The sequence below is a fragment of the Serratia sp. H1w genome (assembly GCF_000633355.1).
Lineage (GTDB): Bacteria > Pseudomonadota > Gammaproteobacteria > Enterobacterales > Enterobacteriaceae > Chania.
In genome coordinates this window covers 62,303-78,695 of the sequence record NZ_AYMQ01000005.1, presented here as the reverse complement: position 1 = coordinate 78,695, position 16,393 = coordinate 62,303, and the positions used below count along the sequence as shown (strand labels likewise).

Below are 16,393 nucleotides of genomic sequence, written 5' to 3'. Positions count from 1 at the left end.
ATGGAAACGCTGTTAGAAGTGCGCAACCTGACCAAGACCTATCGCTATCGCACCGGGCTGTTCCGCCGCCAGCATGTGGAAGCGGTCAAGTCGGTCAGTTTTACCCTGCGTGAGGGTCAGACGCTGGCGATCATCGGTGAGAACGGCTCGGGCAAATCGACGCTGGCGAAAATGCTTTCCGGCATGGTAGAACCCTCATCCGGTGAGGTGCTGATCGACGATCACCCGCTGGCCTATGGCGACTATCGCTATCGTAGCCAACGGATCCGCATGATTTTCCAGGATCCAAGTACCTCACTTAACCCACGTCAGCGTATCGGTCAGTTGCTTGATGCGCCGTTACGGCTGAATACCGATCTGGAAGCCGCCGAGCGCGAGGTGCGGATCAACCAGACCCTGCGCCAGGTGGGGATGCTGCCAGATCATGCGTACTATTATCCGCATATGCTTGCCTCCGGGCAGAAACAGCGTGTCGCGCTGGCGCGTGCGCTGATCCTGCAACCCAAGGTGATTGTTGCCGATGAGGCGTTGGCTTCGCTGGATATGTCGATGCGTTCGCAAATCATCAACCTGATGCTGGAACTGCAGGAAAAACACGGAATTGCCTATATTTATGTCACGCAGCATCTGGGCATGATGAAGCATATCAGCGACCAGGTGATGGTGATGCATGAAGGGGAAATTGTGGAGCGCGGCAGCACCTCCGAAGTGCTGGCTGCGCCGCTGCATGACCTGACCAAGCGCCTGATCGCCAGTCATTTTGGTGAAGCGCTGACGGCGGATGCCTGGCGGCGTGACGGCGGCAGGTTCTAGGTTTCCCCCACACCCTAACCCTCTCCCACGGGGAGAGGGGACCTAACGTGCCACCCATTTAACGCCTGAATCTGACCTTAACACGGGCGCAGCATGCAGCGCCCCTACGCAGTGCCACCTTACCTACCCACGACGCTGAACTAGCTCCCTTGCCCTTTGGGAGAGGGCTGGGGTGAGGGGAAGAGAGCAACCACCGGTATTCCATCCAGTTATTAATTAGCACGTAACATTATTTTATCTCGCCAATCGAATCGGTGAGGATATCCCCTACGTTGCGCCATGCAAACAACAGGATATCGCGCTGATGAACCATTCCCACCACCAACGCTTCTCGCAACTGATGCTGATCCTTGCCGCCGGCTTCGCTATCTATGGTCATGGTCTATGCAGCCATGACTGATGCCTGCCCATGTCCCTTTACCCTGCCGCCGTTGCCGATTGCCACGGCGGCTAGCCGTATTGATTAAGGATTTTATCCGATGGAACATCGCCTACACCCTTTCCAGTGGTACCACGAAACCCAGCGCAGCTCTGGTCACAGTTCACCACTCGAGCCTGGTGCCGCGAACCTTCGGGATCGCTTCTTGCTGGGCCTGGGGACCTTTTCCGACCCAACTTTGAATGCCGCCCTCAGCGATCGCATCGATGTTTTTACTGCGTCATCGGCGAGTTATCCGGTGCTGTTTCCAGACCGCGTCACGCTTTCACGAGAGGTGACATTGTCACCTTACGATCGTTTGTCTACCGCCCTGACGGTGGCTCAGGTCACCGGCGTGCAATCGCTCTGTAGCCACTACGCCGCCCGTCTCGCCCCTTTGGACAGCCCTGAAGCCACGCGGGAGAGTAATGTCCGCCTGGCTCAGATCACCCAATATGCCCGCCAACTCGCCAGCCAACCGACTCTGATTTGCTCTAAAGCGTTACAACAGCTCAGTGAGGTTGGCCTGAGCACGCAGGATATTGTGACCTTCTCGCAAATCATCGGCTTCGTGAGTTATCAGGCGCGAGTGGTCGCCGGTATTGCCGCACTGGCAGGCAGGCCCGCAGTGGTGCTACCAGGTTTCCCTACCGTTGAAGATGCCGGACCAGCAGGCTTTTCCTCTGCGGCGCGGTTATGGCAAGCTCGACTGCCGGAGATCGTAGCCGAACAGGCTCAGGCCCGGCAGCTCGATATTCTGGACCAAAGCCACCCAGATGCACGCAATGAACCTTATTACCTGCTGCTGGCCCATGACGCCCCCGCCTTGCATGAACGCAACGCGGTATTTAACAGCATTGAACGCCACGCCGACGGTCTTTCCCCCCGTCTGAAGACTTTGGTTACCTTGGTAGCATCACGTATTAATGGCATCCATTACTGTTTCGCCGTAGCAGCCAATCACCTTGCCGAGCAACAGTTGGCGCAGGCATTAGTGGCTGGGGTCGACAGAGCACGGGAGATAGCCGGCGATCCGCAGACCGCTGCCGTGATTGGTGTAACGGCCGAACTGACACGCACACCTGAGAAATTTACGGCGCAAAGCGTGCAGCCGCTGTTCGACAGTGGGCTGGATCGCTCACAGGCATTGGACGTGATTTTGACTGGCGCGCTGCATGCCTGGGAAAACCGGTTGCGTTACAGCCTTGGCAATACGCTGGACTGTAATAACCAGATCTGAGCCGCATCAAAGAAGTTTTGCGCCAAGGGCGTGGCTCTGCCCAGCTCGGCAATCACCAAAGCGGCATGACGTGACATCGGCGCAATGGCCACTTTACGTCGTTGCAGCTGCGGCATCATTTCCATCTGTAGATTGCCGCTGGGGAACAGGCCGCACCCCAAGCCGACAAAGATCCCCTGCAACAGTTGGAAGATCGAGGTGGTTTCCATCCGGGTATGCAGCGTTAAGTTCGCCTCCCGGAAATGCTGATCCAGATAGCGACGGAAGTAACGCGTTGGCTCTGCCAGGCATAATGGCAGTTCTGCCACGGTTGCCAGCGTTAGCGGCGTTTCGCCCACCAGCTCGGGGAAATGCTGAGGATGAAACACCAGATCGATGCCGCTGTCGGCCAAAGACTGCGATTGGAAATGCAGCTCTTTGAGCGTCGGTAGTTCAAAGAAACCGATGCCGATATCCACCGTGTGCGCGGTTAGCGCGTCCAGCAACTGGTCGGCACTCAATACCGCGACGCGATAGTCCAACTGTGGGTAACGGTCGCTGACCGCCTTCAACATCTGCGCTAACGAAATGCTGCACTGCGGGACAGTGCCGATGCGCAATGTCCCGTTCAGGCCGTGCTTCAGCGATTCCACTTCCAGCTTCAGCCCCTGATAAACGGAGACGATTTCCCGTGCCCAGGCCAACACCCGCTCACCTTCAGCGGTAAAACCCTCAAAGTTGTTGCCGCGATTGATCAACGAAACACCCAGCTCTTTTTCCAGGTTTTTCAGCCGCATGGATAAAGTTGGCTGGCTGACAAAGCTGGCCTCTGCGGCACGGCCGAAGTGGCGCTCCCGTTCAAGATTACACAGGTAGATCAGTTGCTTAATATCCATGTATTGGCTCGGAAAATGATTGCTACGTCAAGTATATCATTTGCAGCCGCCTTGCTGGCAGCGGCGATAAGCGTTGTCTATCCCATCATTGCTCTATTCGATTAGACGCCCAGCCCTTACGCCCCTAGACTTGCCACATAAATACTCAAAATGCTTAAAAAAGCATTTACCATTTAGCTACAATCACCTGCGAAGAAAATCATGAAATTTAAACCGTCAATCAAGCCATATCGCGGCGCGGCGGGCGGCTGGGGCTCATTGGAAGCCACCACCCGCTATGTGTTCGACAGTAAACAGGCGCTGAAGAATCTGCGCAACCTGATGCGCGTTAACAAGGCGCGTGGCTTCGATTGCCCCGGCTGTGCCTGGGGCGATGATAATCACAGCACCTTCAGCTTCTGCGAGAACGGCGCCAAGGCCGTCAGTTGGGAGGCCACGCGCAATGCGGTCGAACCCGCCTTCTTTGCGGCGCACACCGTCAGCACTCTGCGTGAGCAAAGCGACTACTTCCTGGAGTATCAAGGCCGGTTAACGCACCCGATGCGCTACGATGCCAAAACCGATCGCTATCAGCCCATCACCTGGCCGGATGCTCTGAGGCTTATCGCCAGCCATATCCAGGCGATGGATAATCCCAACCAGATCGAGCTATACACCTCCGGCCGTGCCAGCAATGAAGCCTCTTATCTTTATCAACTGTTTGGCCGCATGCTGGGCACCAGCAACTTCCCGGACTGTTCCAATATGTGCCACGAGGCGAGCGGCGTTGGCCTTAAGCAGAGCATCGGCGTCGGCAAGGGCACCATCCGTATGGATGACTTCGAAAAGGCCGATGCGATCTTCGTCTTTGGCCAAAACCCCGGCACCAACCATCCACGTATGCTGCACAGCCTGAAACACGCGGCCAGTCGTGGTGCACGCATCGTTAGTTTCAACACTTTGCGTGAGCGCGGTTTGGAAAGGTTTGCCGACCCGCAAAACCCCATCCAGATGTTGACCCCCAAGTCCTCGCCGATCAGTTCCGCCTATTTCCAGCCCAACCTGGGCGGTGATATGGCAGCGGTGCGCGGCATGGTGAAAGCATTGCTGGAAACTCATCGCCAAAGGTTAGCCGCCAACCAGCCTGGGTTGTTCGACCAACCGTTTATCGATCGGCATTGCGTTGGCATTGAGGATTATCTGGCGCAGGTGGATGCTACTACGTGGCAGCAGATCACCACGCAATCTGGGTTGAGCGAGAGCCAACTGCGCCATGCGGCGGCGATTTACCAAGGCGCAGAGCGTGTTATCTGTACCTGGGCAATGGGCGTCACCCAGCATAAACACTCCGTGCCGACGGTGCGCGAAATCACCAACCTGCAACTGTTGTTCGGTCAGTTAGGCAAACCAGGCGCAGGCTTATGCCCGGTACGCGGCCACAGCAACGTGCAAGGCAACCGCACCATGGGCATTGACGAGAAAGCCCCCAAGGCGCTGCTCGATAGCCTGGAACAGCATTTTGGCTTTAGCCCGCGCCGTGAGATCGGCCACAATACCGTCGAAGCCATTGAGGCGATGCTGCGCGGTGAGGTCAAGGTGTTGATTGCACTGGGTGGCAATCTGGCAGCGGCAGCCCCAGATACCGAACGTACCGCCCAGGCTTTGCGCCGGTGCGATTTGACCGTGCATATCAGTACCAAGCTGAACCGCAGCCATCTGATCACCGGCAAAGATGCGCTGATCCTGCCAACGCTGGGACGTACCGAGTTGGATATGCAGGCCAGCGGCCCGCAATACATCACGGTAGAAGACTCCTTCAGCATGGTGCATGCCTCCGAAGGCATCGGCAAACCGTTGGCAGACACCCAACGCTCGGAAACCGCGATTGTCTGCGGCATTGCCGACGCGGTGTTAGGCAACCAACCGCTGGATTGGCTGGAGCTGGCCGATGATTACTCGCTGATCCGTCAGCATATCCAGGCCACCATTCCCGGCTTTGACGACTTCAACCTGCGCTGCGAACAGCCTGGGGGATTCTATCTGGGTAACGCCGCTGCCGAATTACGCTTTGCCACCCAGAGTGGTAAGGCCCAGTTCAGCGCCGCCCCGCTACCCGAGACCTTGTTCCCGCAAATCGGAGCCGAAAAAGCGCCGTTTGTACTGCAAACCCTACGTTCACACGATCAGTACAACACCACCATTTATGGCCTGGACGATCGCTATCGTGGCGTTTATGGCCAGCGCGAGGTGCTGTTTATTCATCCGGAAGATTTGGCCGATCTTGGGTTGCAAGATGGCGAGTTGGTAGAGATCGAAACCCTGTGGAACGATGGCGTAACCAGAAAGGTCAGCGGCTTCAAGCTGGTCAGCTACGATATCCCACGCGGGAATCTGGCGGCCTATTATCCTGAGACCAACCCGCTGGTGCCGCTAGCCAGCTTTGGTGACGGTACCGGCACCCCAACGTCCAAATCTGTTCCAGTCGCTATTCGCCGCTGTGCTCAACCATCCACGCTGCGGATTGTTTAATTTCAACGGGCGCAGCATGCGGCGCCCCTGCAGCAATATCAGCATGGTTTTTTAATGCGCAATGCATTAATTATCGCAAGCCAACGTCGGAAAACCATGACGTTTGGCTTGCCCGCAAGGGGTGATTCGCGTAAAACTGTCAGCCGCAAATCTTGCCACTCACAACCCATTCACTGGACGATATGTTTCAAGATAACCCGCTGCTGGCGCAGCTTAAACAGCAACTTCACTCTCAAACCCCGCGTGTTGAAGGCGTAGTAAAAGGGACTGAGAAAGGTTTTGGCTTTCTGGAAGTCGACGGTCAGAAAAGTTACTTTATTCCGCCGCCGTACATGAAGAAAGTCATGCATGGGGATCGTATCGTCGCCACCCTGCACACCGAAAAAGATCGCGAGATCGCTGAGCCGGAAACCCTGGTTGAGCCGTTCCTCTCACGCTTTGTCGGCCGGGTGCTGAAAAAAGACGATCGCCTGTCGATCATCCCCGATCATCCGTTGCTGAAAGACGCCATCCAATGCCGTCCTGCGCGTGACGTGACCCATAATTTCGCCGCCGGTGACTGGGCTGTCGCAGAAATGCGCCGTCACCCGCTGAAAGGCGACCGTGCTTTCCAAGCCGATCTGACGCAGTTCATCACCGACGGTGAAGATCACTTCGCGCCATGGTGGGTCACGCTCGCTCGCCACAATCTTGAAAAAGAAGCGCCAGACATGGTCGCTATCTCCGATCTGGACACGGGCCTGGTGCGTGAAGATTTGACCGCGCTGGACTTCGTGACCATCGACAGCGCCAGCACCGAAGATATGGATGATGCGCTGCATGTGCAAGACAACGGCGACGGCTCGCTGCTGTTGACCATCGCCATTGCCGATCCGACCGCCTATGTCGAGCAAGGCAGCAGTCTGGATGATATCGCCCGCAAGCGCGCGTTCACCAATTACCTACCGGGCTTCAATATTCCGATGTTGCCGCGCGATTTGTCCGACAACCTGTGCTCGCTGCGCCCGAATGAGCGCCGCTCGGTACTGGCTTGCCGTGTGACCATCGCCGCGGACGGTGCGCTGGGGAATGATATCCGTTTCTTCGCCGCCGAAATCCAGTCCAAAGCCAAGCTGGTTTATGACGAGGTTTCTGACTGGCTGGACGGTATCGCTGGCTGGCAACCGCCAAGTGAAAACATCGCGCAGCAGGTTACCTTGCTCAAGCAGGTTTGCGATGTACGCAGCGCCTGGCGGCATCAGCACGCACTGGTGTTCAAGGATCGTCCAGACTATCGCTTTGTGCTTGGCGAGAAAGGCGACGTGCTGGACATCATTACCGAACAGCGCCGCACCGCCAACCGTATTGTGGAAGAGTGCATGATCGCCGCCAACGTCTGTGCCGCCCTGGTGCTGCGCGATCGTCTGGGCTTTGGCATCTATAACGTGCATAACGGCTTCGATCCGGCGCTGGTTGAACAGGCCGTCACCGTGTTGCAGGCCAATGGCGTTGAAGCCGATGCCGAGAAGCTGCTGACCCTGGAAGGATTCTGTGAACTGCGCCGTCACCTCGACTCGCAGCCAACCCAGTTCCTGGACAGCCGCATCCGCCGCTTCCAGACCTTTGCCGAGATCAGCACCACGCCAGGCCCACACTTCGGTCTGGGGCTGGAGGCTTACGCCACCTGGACCTCACCGATCCGTAAGTATGGCGATATGGTCAACCATCGTTTGCTGAAAGCCATTATCAGCGAGCAGGCGGCGGAAAAACCGCAGGACGACGTTACCGTGCAACTGGCGGAACGTCGTCGCCTGAACCGTATGGCAGAACGTGACGTCGGTGACTGGCTGTATGCCCGTTTCCTGAAGGACAAGGCCGGTACCGATGAACGCTTCAACGCCGAGATCATCGACGTGACCCGCGGTGGCCTGCGTGTACGCCTGCTGGACAACGGCGCGGTAGCCTTTATCCCTGCCCCATTCATCCACGCAGTTCGCGACGAGATGGTGTGCAGCCAGGAGACCGGCACCGTACAGGTGAAGGGCGAAGTGGTTTATCGCCAAAGCGATACCATCCAGGTGAACATTGCCGAAGTGCGTATGGAAACCCGCAGCGTGATCGCCAGACCGGTTGCCTGACGCCTCCGGTTGATTATCAGGGCGATACTTCGGTATCGCCTTTTTTTATGTCCGCAACAACCTATTTCGCCCCCGCATCACAGGCTTCTTTCAGCAAACTCCAACTGAGTTCACATTTCTGATCCGACCAGCCGCCGTCCGCGGTTAAACCTCCTACGTTTAATGGGTCGTTAACTTTTTGACGTACTCACAAACTAAAAAAATCACCTTTCTACCTCTGCACAACAAGGAGTTGCGGAACATGAAAAACGTCAAGTCCGCCATAATCTGGCTCGCGGTGGCGCTGGTTGGTGCCTTCGCTTTCGGCATGTTGGCTTTGAGCCGCGGGGAGCACGTCAACGCTGTCTGGCTGGTGGTGGCCTCCGTCGCCTGCTATAGCATTGCCTACCGCTTCTATAGCCGGTTTATAGCCAAGAACGTGTTTGAACTCGATGACCGCCGGTTAACGCCTGCGGAGCGTCATAACGACGGTCTGGACTATGTGCCAACCAATAAATGGGTGCTGTTTGGCCACCACTTCGCCGCGATTGCCGGCGCTGGCCCGCTAGTGGGGCCTATCCTGGCGGCACAGATGGGCTTCCTGCCTGGCACTATCTGGATCCTGGTCGGGGTCATGTTGGCCGGTGCGGTGCAGGATTTCCTGATCCTGTTTATCTCCACCCGTCGCGACGGACGCTCTTTAGGGGAAATGGCCAAACAGGAGCTTGGTGCCTTTGCTGGCGTCGTGACCATGCTGGGTGCGCTAGGGGTAATGATCATTATCCTTTCTGCGCTGGCCCTGGTCGTCGTTAAAGCCCTGGCCGACAGCCCTTGGGGTCTGTTCACCATCGCCGCCACCATTCCGATTGCGCTGTTTATGGGCGTTTACATGCGCTTTATCCGCCCAGGCAAGATTGCCGAGGTTTCGCTGATCGGCTTTGTGCTGATGATGATGGCGATTATCTATGGTGGGAATATCGCTCTGCATCCTTACTGGGGGCCGTTCTTTACCCTGCACGGCACCACGCTGACCTGGGTGCTGGTGATTTATGGTTTTGTCGCCTCGGTGCTGCCAGTGTGGCTGTTACTGGCCCCACGTGACTATCTCTCCACTTTCTTGAAAATCGGCGTGATCGTTGGGCTGGCGGTGGGCATTGTGTTCGCCATGCCGGAAATGAAAATGCCGGCGGTCTCTCGCTTTATCGATGGCAGCGGCCCGGTGTTTGCCGGCTCACTGTTCCCGTTCCTGTTTATCACCATCGCCTGCGGCGCGATCTCCGGTTTCCACGCCCTGGTTTCCAGCGGCACTACGCCGAAGCTGGTTGAGCGTGAGAGTCATATTCGCTTTATTGGCTACGGCGGCATGTTGATGGAGTCCTTCGTGGCCATCATGGCGCTGATTTGCGCTTCGGTGATCGATCCAGGCGTCTACTTTGCCATGAACTCACCGGCGGCGCTGATCGGCACCACGGTGGAGAGTGCTTCACAGGCGATCAACAGCTGGGGCTTTATGGTCACCCCAGAAATGCTGACGCAGATTGCCCATGATGTGGGTGAAAAGTCGGTGCTGTCCAGAGCCGGTGGTGCGCCGACCTTTGCCGTTGGCATGGCCCATATTATCAGCGAGGTGTTTAACAGCCGGGCGATGATGGCTTTCTGGTATCACTTTGCCATCCTGTTTGAGGCCCTGTTCATCCTCACCGCAGTAGATGCGGGTACCCGCGCCTGTCGTTTTATGGTGCAGGATCTGGTTGGCGTAGCCATTCCACGGCTGGCGAACAACCGTTCCTGGTTCGGCAACCTGGCAGGCACCACCGTGGCCGTGGCCGGTTGGGGTTTCTTCGTCTATCAGGGCGTCGTGGATCCGTTAGGCGGGATTAATACGCTGTGGCCGCTGTTCGGTATCGGTAACCAGATGCTGGCCTCAATGGCGCTGATCCTGGGCACCGTGGTGCTGTTCAAGATGAAGAAACAGCGTTACGCCTGGGTGACCATTCTGCCGACCATCTGGCTGTTTATCACCTCGATGACAGCGGGCTGGCAGAAGATTTTCCATGAGAAACCGAGCATCGGCTTCCTGGCGCAGGCGAAGAAATTCTCTGCCGGGATTGAGTCAGGCACGGTTATCGCCCCGGCTAAATCCATTGCGGATATGCAAACCATCGTGTTCGCCAATCAGATTAACGCCGCGTTGTGTGCCTTCTTTATGCTGGTGGCGGTGACGATGCTGGTTTCAGCCTTCCTGGTGATACGCCGTGCGTTAAGCTCCAAAACGCCAACGGTACGTGAAAGCACGATCGTGCTACGTGAAGAAACCGGGCGCGCCTGATACTCCCTCACCCCAACCCTCTCCCACAGGGAGAGGGAGCTAGTTCAGCGTCGTTGGCAGATAATGGCGCAATATGTGAAAGCCTACAAGGGCGGCCTGGAGCCGCCCTTTTCAATACCATTCAGCTCATCAGCGTGGTGCCGAAGGCCCCTTGCCAATCCTGTTCAAATTTCTCTACCGCTGCCTGTACCGCCGGGGTGGTAATGAACTGCTCCGCCACATCGACCGGTAAAGTGATCGACTGACAGCCTGCCAACAGACACTCCAGCGCCTGACGTGGCGTTTTGAAGCTGGCCGCCAGCACCTTGGCGTTAGGAGCATGCAGCGACAACAACTGTTGCAACTCGTGCACCATTTCAACCCCGTCGCCACCCTGCGCGTCCAGACGATTCACATAAGGTGCCACATACTCTGCCCCGGCCAACGCCGCCAACAGCCCCTGACCTGCGCCATAAACGGCGGTACCCAAGGTCGGGATCGACATGGATTTCAGTTTCTTGATCGCCGCCAGCCCTTCCGCAGTCGTAGGGATTTTCACCACCAGGCCAGGCACGCGTTGGCTCAGCAGGACGGCTTCGGCAACCATACGTTCTGCGTCGTTAGCCATCACCTGAGCGAATAGCTTGCCGGTTCCGCCCAGTGCATCACGCAAGGCCGGCAGCACTTCCCAGATCGGTTTGCCTTCCTTGGCGACAATGCTTGGGTTGGTGGTCACACCGTGCAGCGGCAAGACGCGCGCCAGACGTTTCACTGCGCTGACGTCGGCAGTATCGAGATACAGTTCCATAACCTTCTCCTGATTCTTTTGTGGGCAGATTCAAACTCTGCACATAATAAGCGAATAAAGCCCTCATCATTTGACTAAAATCAAATCAACTTTCATTCGAAACCTATTTAATTTACGTAAGAAGATTTCAGACTTCACAGGTGACGAATGCTTTTCAATCTACAGCGCTACTCAACGCATGACGGCCCGGGCATCCGCAGCGTGGTGTTCCTTAAGGGCTGCTCACTTGGCTGCCGCTGGTGCCAGAACCCGGAAAGCCGTTCGCGCCAGCAGGAGTTGCTGTTTGATGAGCGTCTGTGTCTGGCGGCCTGCACCCTGTGCAGCGAGAGTTGCCCGCACGCCATTACCCGCATCGATGATAACACCCTGAGCCTGCAACGCGCGTTACTGACTGCCGCCGATTATGACGCATTAAACGGCTGCTGCCCAACTGGCGCACTGAGCGTCTGTGGCAAAGCACTCGACATTGATGCAGTGATGGCCGAGGTGATGCGCGACAAGCCTTTCTACCTGCGTACCGGCGGTGGCCTGACACTGTCCGGCGGTGAGCCATTTATGCAGCCGGAGGCCGCCACAGAGTTGCTCAAACGCGGGCGCGAAGCCGGTATCCATACCGCAGTGGAGTCTTGCCTGCACACGCCCTGGTCCTATATTGAGCCTTCTCTGCCCTGGCTCGACCTGATGCTGGCCGATCTGAAACACGTCGACGAAGTCCGCTTCAAGCAATGGACCGAAGGCTCCGCCAAACGGGTGATGGATAACTTCCGGCGTTTGGCTGCTGCGGGTACCCAGATCACCGTGCGAGTGCCGCTGATCCCCGAATTCAACGCCGATCGCGAGTCGATCCGCGCCATTACCGACTTTGCTGCCGATGAGATCGGCGTCAAAGAGATCCATTTTTTGCCGTATCACACGCTGGGGATGAATAAATACCATCTGCTCGGCGCGCCTTATTACGCTTCCCGTACTCCCCTGGATGACCCCGAACTGCTGGCCTATGCCGAAGATTACGCCAGCGCCAAAGGTCTGACCGCCATTTTGCGAGGATAACACCATGACAACGCTGGATCTGACAACCCTGACCGAACGTACGCTGGCACACAAGAACGCGCTGATCCATATCGTCAAGCCACCGGTTTGTACCGAACGCGCACAGCACTATACCGAAACTTATCAGCAGCATCAGGATAAACCGCTGCCGGTAAGGCGTGCCATGGCGTTGGCCAATCATCTGGCCAAACGGACCATCTGGATCAACAATGATGAGTTGATTATCGGTAACCAGGCCAGTCAGTTGCGCGCCGCACCGATCTTCCCGGAATACACCGTCAGCTGGATCGAAAGTGAAATTGACGAGTTGGCCGATCGCCCCGGTGCCGGTTTCTCTGTCAGCGAGCAGGATAAAGCGGTGTTGCACACCCTGTGCCCATGGTGGCGTGGCCAAACCGTGCAGGATCGCTGCTACGGCATGTTCACCGATGAGCAGAAAGCCCTGCTGGCTACCGGTATCATCAAAGCCGAAGGCAATATGACCTCTGGTGATGCGCACCTGGCGGTCAACTTCCCGCTGTTGCTGGAAAAAGGTCTGGATGGCCTGCGCGAGAAAGTGTCCGAACGCCGTGAGCGCCTGCACTTGACCGACTGGGACGACCTGCATAAGGAACAGTTCCTGAAGGCGGTCGACATCTCGCTGGACGCCCTGAGCCTGCATATCCTGCGCTTCGCCCAGTTGGCCCGTGAAATGGCTCAGAACGAACAACGCATCTGGCGGCGTGAAGAGCTGTTGACGATGGCGGCCAACTGCGAACTGATCGCGCATCAACCCCCACAGACCTTCTGGCAGGCACTGCAACTGTGTTACTTCATCCAATTGTTCCTGCAGATCGAATCCAACGGTCACTCGGTCTCCTTTGGCCGCCTCGACCAATATTTGTATCCGTGGTATCGCCGTGACGTCGAGCTGGAACAGAGTCTGTCGCGTGAAAAAGCCATCGAAATGCTGCACAGCTGCTGGCTGAAACTGCTGGAAGTGAACAAGATCCGCTCCGGCTCGCACTCCAAAGCCTCGGCCGGTAGCCCGCTGTATCAGAACGTGACCATCGGCGGCCAGAAGCTGGTCAATGGCAAGCCTTGTGATGCGGTCAACCCGCTCTCTTACACCATTCTGGAATCCTGTGGCCGTTTGCGTTCAACGCAGCCCAACCTCAGCGTGCGCTATCACGCCGGGATCAGTAATGATTTCCTCGACGCCTGCGTACAGGTGATCCGCTGCGGCTTCGGTATGCCGGCGTTTAACAACGATGAAATCGTTATTCCCGAATTTATCAAACTGGGTGTTGAACCGCAGGACGCCTATGATTACGCCGCGATCGGTTGTATCGAAACCGCCGTTGGTGGCAAATGGGGCTACCGCTGTACCGGCATGAGCTTTATCAACTTCGCCCGCGTGATGTTGGCCGCACTGGAGCAAGGGCGCGATGCCACCTCCGGCAAGGTCTTCCTGCCGCAGGAACTGGCGCTGTCTCAAGGCAACTTTAGCCAGTTCGATCAGGTGCTGGATGCCTGGGATACGCAAATCCGCTACTACACCCGTAAATCGATTGAGATTGAGTGCGTAGTCGATACCGTGCTGGAAGAGAATGCCCACGATATTGTCTGCTCTGCCCTGGTGGATGACTGCATTGAGCGCGGTAAGAGTGTCAAGCAAGGCGGCGCGAAGTATGACTGGGTATCTGGCCTCCAGGTCGGGATCGCCAACCTGGGTAACAGCCTGGAAGCGGTGCGCAAACTGGTGTTCGATCAGGGGATCATTGGTCAGCAACAGTTGGCACAAGCCCTGGCCAACGACTTTGCTGGCCTGGACGGCGAACAGCTGCGCCAGCGCCTGATTAACGCCGCGCCAAAATACGGCAACGATGTGGATGATGTCGATCAACTGCTGGTACGCGCCTACCAGACCTATATTGACGAGCTGAAACAGTATCACAACACCCGCTTTGGCCGTGGCCCGATCGGCGGCACCTACTATGCGGGGACCTCCTCCATTTCGGCCAACGTGCCGTTTGGGGCCGCCACTATGGCCACGCCAGACGGCCGTAAAGCGCATACGCCTTTGGCTGAAGGCGCCAGCCCGGCTTCAGGCACCGATCACCTTGGCCCAACGGCGGTCTTCAACTCGCTGAGCAAACTGCCCACCGGGTCGATTCTGGGTGGCGTGTTGCTGAACCAGAAGCTGAATCCCGCCACGTTGGAGAACCCACGTGACCGCGAAAAACTGATGCTGATGCTGCGTACGTTCTTCGAAACCTATCACGGTTGGCACGTGCAATATAATATCGTGTCGCGGGAAACGCTGTTGGCTGCCAAGCAACATCCTGACCAATATCGCGATTTAGTGGTACGCGTAGCTGGATATTCTGCCTTCTTTACCGCATTATCCCCAGATGCGCAGGACGATATTATCGCGCGAACCGAACATACTCTTTAAACAGTGAATAGTTGCGGTCACCCTCTGGTGGCCGCCTATCAGGCCGCTATGAATTCAAGACAACAAACCATTTTGCAGTTGGTGAATGACCGTCGGCGCATCAGCGTCGGCGAGCTGGCGCGCGCCTCTGGCGTTTCCGAGGTGACGATCCGCCAGGATCTCAATCTGTTAGAAAAACGCAGCTATCTCAAGCGCGTACACGGCTCGGCCGTGGCGCTGGAAAGTGACGACGTCGATGCCCGCATGATGTCCAACTTCACGCTCAAGCAGAAGCTGGCACAATATGCTGCGTCACTGGTCAACGATGGCGAAACCATCTTTATCGAAAGCGGCAGTGCCAACGCCCTGCTGGCCCGCTATCTGGCCGAGCGCAAGCAGATCACCATCATCACCGTCAGCCATTACATCGCTCACCTGCTGAAAGAAACCCCGTGCGATGTGATCGTGCTCGGTGGCATGTACCAGAAAAAAAGTGAAACCGTGGTCGGCCCGTTAACCCGCTTGTGTATCCAGCAGGTGCACTTCAGCAAGGCCTTTATCGGCGTGGATGGTTATCACGCGGAAACCGGCTTCACCGGCCGTGACATGATGCGTGCCGACGTGGTCAATGCGGTTTTAGCCAAGGGCGTGGAGAACATTGTGCTGACCGATTCGTCAAAATTCGGCCAAATCCAACCTAACCCGCTGGAGCCAATGAATCAGATCGGGCGCGTGATCACCGATTCACGCATCGCCAACGACTACCAGCAGTTGATCAAACGCCAAGGCATCAAATTGGATTTGGTTAACGAATAATGACTACGGGGCCATGCGGTCCCGTGGTGAGATTACTGCCCGTAATAAGCGTGTGCGCCATGCTTGCGCAGATAGTGCTTGTCCAGCAAGGTCTGCTGCATATTGGCCAGCCCTGGCGCCAACTGCCGCGAGAAAATCCCCATATAGGCCAACTCTTCCAACACCACGGCGTTATGCACTGCGCTATCAGCGTCTTTGCCCCAGGCAAACGGGCCGTGAGAGTTTACCAACACCGCCGGTATCTGAGCGGCATCCAAGCCAAGCTGTTTGAAGGTTTCAACGATCACCTGCCCGGTTTCCCACTCATAACGCCCGTTGATCTCTTCGTCACGCATTAGCCGCGTGCAGGGAATATCGCCATAGAAATAGTCGGCATGTGTCGTTCCCCACGCTGGAATAGCCAATCCGGCCTGGGCCCAAATGGTAGCGTGGCGCGAGTGGGTGTGAACAATCCCGCCCGCGGCAGCAAAGTTCAGGTACAGCACCCGGTGGGTATCCGTATCGGAAGAAGGTTTTTTATTCCCCTCAACCACTTTGCCACTTTCCAGTTCGACCACCACCATGTCGTCACGGGTCATACCGTCGTACTCAACGCCGGAGGGTTTGATTACCATCAGCCCTTGTTGGCGATCTACGGCACTGACGTTGCCCCAGGTAAAAGTGACCAGATGATGGCGCGGAAGCGCCAGGTTGGCTTCCAGCACCTGTTGTTTGAGTTCGTTTAGCATGGTCTTGTCCTTTGGCTGATCCTGTGACTATTGTCAGCAGTGGGGCAACATGCCGGTATGGGATAGATCGCTAAAGACCACGTAGATTTCTGCTGGATGCCAAAAGATGTGCGGCGGCAGATTCGGAATAATCGCCTGCCTGCCCGCCAGTAATTAAGACTATTTCCCTATTTATTCACCACCAGAGATTTATACTGAATTAAGGCGCTAAAACCGCCCTATCTTTTTTGATTGCCCCGTTTGGTGCAATAAATGCCATTTTTTATTTCAAGGCCGTTGGGTGGGTAGTCATAAGCCGGATTGGCGATTACTGCCTA

The 16,393-nt window shown here is 56.6% G+C and carries 12 protein-coding genes; 8 read left to right on the top strand and 4 right to left on the bottom strand.

Going from position 1 to position 16,393, the window contains the following annotated elements; all coding sequences use genetic code 11:
* Window positions 1–813 carry a putrescine export ABC transporter ATP-binding protein SapF gene (gene sapF / locus U869_RS0100815; protein WP_025119181.1) on the top strand — a complete coding sequence of 271 codons (813 nt, stop codon included), beginning with the start codon at window positions 1–3 and terminating at the stop codon, window positions 811–813.
* A gap of 229 nt (window positions 814–1,042) precedes the next feature.
* Here the strand turns inward: sapF and U869_RS32090 are convergent, their stop codons facing one another.
* Window positions 1,043–1,192, bottom strand: a complete 150-nt coding sequence (locus tag U869_RS32090; RefSeq protein ID WP_157834706.1) for a hypothetical protein — start codon at window positions 1,190–1,192, stop codon at window positions 1,043–1,045.
* A 100-nt stretch (window positions 1,193–1,292) separates the two neighbouring features.
* Between U869_RS32090 and U869_RS0100805 the strand changes: the two genes are divergently transcribed.
* Window positions 1,293–2,471, top strand: coding sequence for a peroxidase (locus tag U869_RS0100805; RefSeq protein ID WP_025119182.1), 1,179 nt, complete (start codon window positions 1,293–1,295; stop codon window positions 2,469–2,471).
* Here U869_RS0100805 and U869_RS0100800 read toward each other — a convergent pair.
* Window positions 2,429–3,346 carry a LysR family transcriptional regulator gene (locus U869_RS0100800; protein WP_025119183.1) on the bottom strand — a complete coding sequence of 306 codons (918 nt, stop codon included), beginning with the start codon at window positions 3,344–3,346 and terminating at the stop codon, window positions 2,429–2,431. The genes U869_RS0100805 and U869_RS0100800 overlap by 43 nt on opposite strands.
* A 201-nt stretch (window positions 3,347–3,547) precedes the next feature.
* Between U869_RS0100800 and U869_RS0100795 the strand changes: the two genes are divergently transcribed.
* The 3 genes from U869_RS0100795 (at window position 3,548) to U869_RS0100785 (ending at window position 10,279) form a co-directional block, all read left to right on the top strand.
* Window positions 3,548–5,854, top strand: coding sequence for an FdhF/YdeP family oxidoreductase (locus U869_RS0100795; RefSeq protein WP_025119184.1), 2,307 nt, complete (start codon window positions 3,548–3,550; stop codon window positions 5,852–5,854).
* A 182-nt stretch (window positions 5,855–6,036) separates the two neighbouring features.
* Window positions 6,037–7,971, top strand: a complete 1,935-nt coding sequence (locus tag U869_RS0100790) for an exoribonuclease II (protein ID WP_025119185.1) — start codon at window positions 6,037–6,039, stop codon at window positions 7,969–7,971.
* Window positions 7,972–8,212: 241 nt separating this feature from the next.
* Window positions 8,213–10,279 carry a carbon starvation CstA family protein gene (locus tag U869_RS0100785; protein ID WP_025119186.1) on the top strand — a complete coding sequence of 689 codons (2,067 nt, stop codon included), beginning with the start codon at window positions 8,213–8,215 and terminating at the stop codon, window positions 10,277–10,279.
* 121 nt (window positions 10,280–10,400) lie between these two features.
* On the opposite strand, the gene fsa is transcribed toward U869_RS0100785, so the two are convergent.
* Complete coding sequence (fsa, locus tag U869_RS0100780; RefSeq protein ID WP_025119187.1) at window positions 10,401–11,066, bottom strand: fructose-6-phosphate aldolase; 666 nt, start codon at window positions 11,064–11,066, stop codon at window positions 10,401–10,403.
* Window positions 11,067–11,213: 147 nt separating this feature from the next.
* Between fsa and U869_RS0100775 the strand changes: the two genes are divergently transcribed.
* Genes U869_RS0100775 through U869_RS0100765 form a run of 3 tightly spaced genes read left to right on the top strand, consistent with a single transcriptional unit; the run spans window position 11,214 to window position 15,348 of the window.
* Window positions 11,214–12,116 carry a glycyl-radical enzyme activating protein gene (locus U869_RS0100775; RefSeq protein ID WP_025119188.1) on the top strand — a complete coding sequence of 301 codons (903 nt, stop codon included), beginning with the start codon at window positions 11,214–11,216 and terminating at the stop codon, window positions 12,114–12,116.
* Between the two features lie 4 nt (window positions 12,117–12,120).
* Window positions 12,121–14,553: a formate C-acetyltransferase/glycerol dehydratase family glycyl radical enzyme gene (locus tag U869_RS0100770; RefSeq protein ID WP_025119189.1), complete on the top strand. Its 2,433-nt coding sequence runs from the start codon at window positions 12,121–12,123 to the stop codon at window positions 14,551–14,553.
* A gap of 48 nt (window positions 14,554–14,601) precedes the next feature.
* Window positions 14,602–15,348, top strand: a complete 747-nt coding sequence (locus U869_RS0100765) for a DNA-binding transcriptional regulator YciT (RefSeq protein ID WP_025119190.1) — start codon at window positions 14,602–14,604, stop codon at window positions 15,346–15,348.
* Between the two features lie 32 nt (window positions 15,349–15,380).
* On the opposite strand, the gene araD is transcribed toward U869_RS0100765, so the two are convergent.
* Entirely contained in the window at window positions 15,381–16,076 is a 696-nt protein-coding gene (araD, locus tag U869_RS0100760) for an L-ribulose-5-phosphate 4-epimerase (RefSeq protein ID WP_025119191.1), read from the bottom strand.
* Between the last annotated feature and the right edge of the window lie 317 nt (window positions 16,077–16,393).

What these genes read in the sequence shown, in the direction of transcription:
- fsa (WP_025119187.1), bottom strand. Translation starts at nt 11,066, where the DNA reads ATGGAACTGTATCTCGATACTGCCGACGTCAGCGCAGTGAAACGTCTG.
- U869_RS0100790 (WP_025119185.1), top strand. Translation starts at nt 6,037, where the DNA reads ATGTTTCAAGATAACCCGCTGCTGGCGCAGCTTAAACAGCAACTTCAC.
- U869_RS0100805 (WP_025119182.1), top strand. Translation starts at nt 1,293, where the DNA reads ATGGAACATCGCCTACACCCTTTCCAGTGGTACCACGAAACCCAGCGC.
- U869_RS0100775 (WP_025119188.1), top strand. Translation starts at nt 11,214, where the DNA reads ATGCTTTTCAATCTACAGCGCTACTCAACGCATGACGGCCCGGGCATC.
- U869_RS0100785 (WP_025119186.1), top strand. Translation starts at nt 8,213, where the DNA reads ATGAAAAACGTCAAGTCCGCCATAATCTGGCTCGCGGTGGCGCTGGTT.
- U869_RS0100765 (WP_025119190.1), top strand. Translation starts at nt 14,602, where the DNA reads ATGAATTCAAGACAACAAACCATTTTGCAGTTGGTGAATGACCGTCGG.
- U869_RS0100795 (WP_025119184.1), top strand. Translation starts at nt 3,548, where the DNA reads ATGAAATTTAAACCGTCAATCAAGCCATATCGCGGCGCGGCGGGCGGC.
- araD (WP_025119191.1), bottom strand. Translation starts at nt 16,076, where the DNA reads ATGCTAAACGAACTCAAACAACAGGTGCTGGAAGCCAACCTGGCGCTT.
- U869_RS0100770 (WP_025119189.1), top strand. Translation starts at nt 12,121, where the DNA reads ATGACAACGCTGGATCTGACAACCCTGACCGAACGTACGCTGGCACAC.
- U869_RS0100800 (WP_025119183.1), bottom strand. Translation starts at nt 3,346, where the DNA reads ATGGATATTAAGCAACTGATCTACCTGTGTAATCTTGAACGGGAGCGC.
- U869_RS32090 (WP_157834706.1), bottom strand. Translation starts at nt 1,192, where the DNA reads ATGACCATAGATAGCGAAGCCGGCGGCAAGGATCAGCATCAGTTGCGA.
- sapF (WP_025119181.1), top strand. Translation starts at nt 1, where the DNA reads ATGGAAACGCTGTTAGAAGTGCGCAACCTGACCAAGACCTATCGCTAT.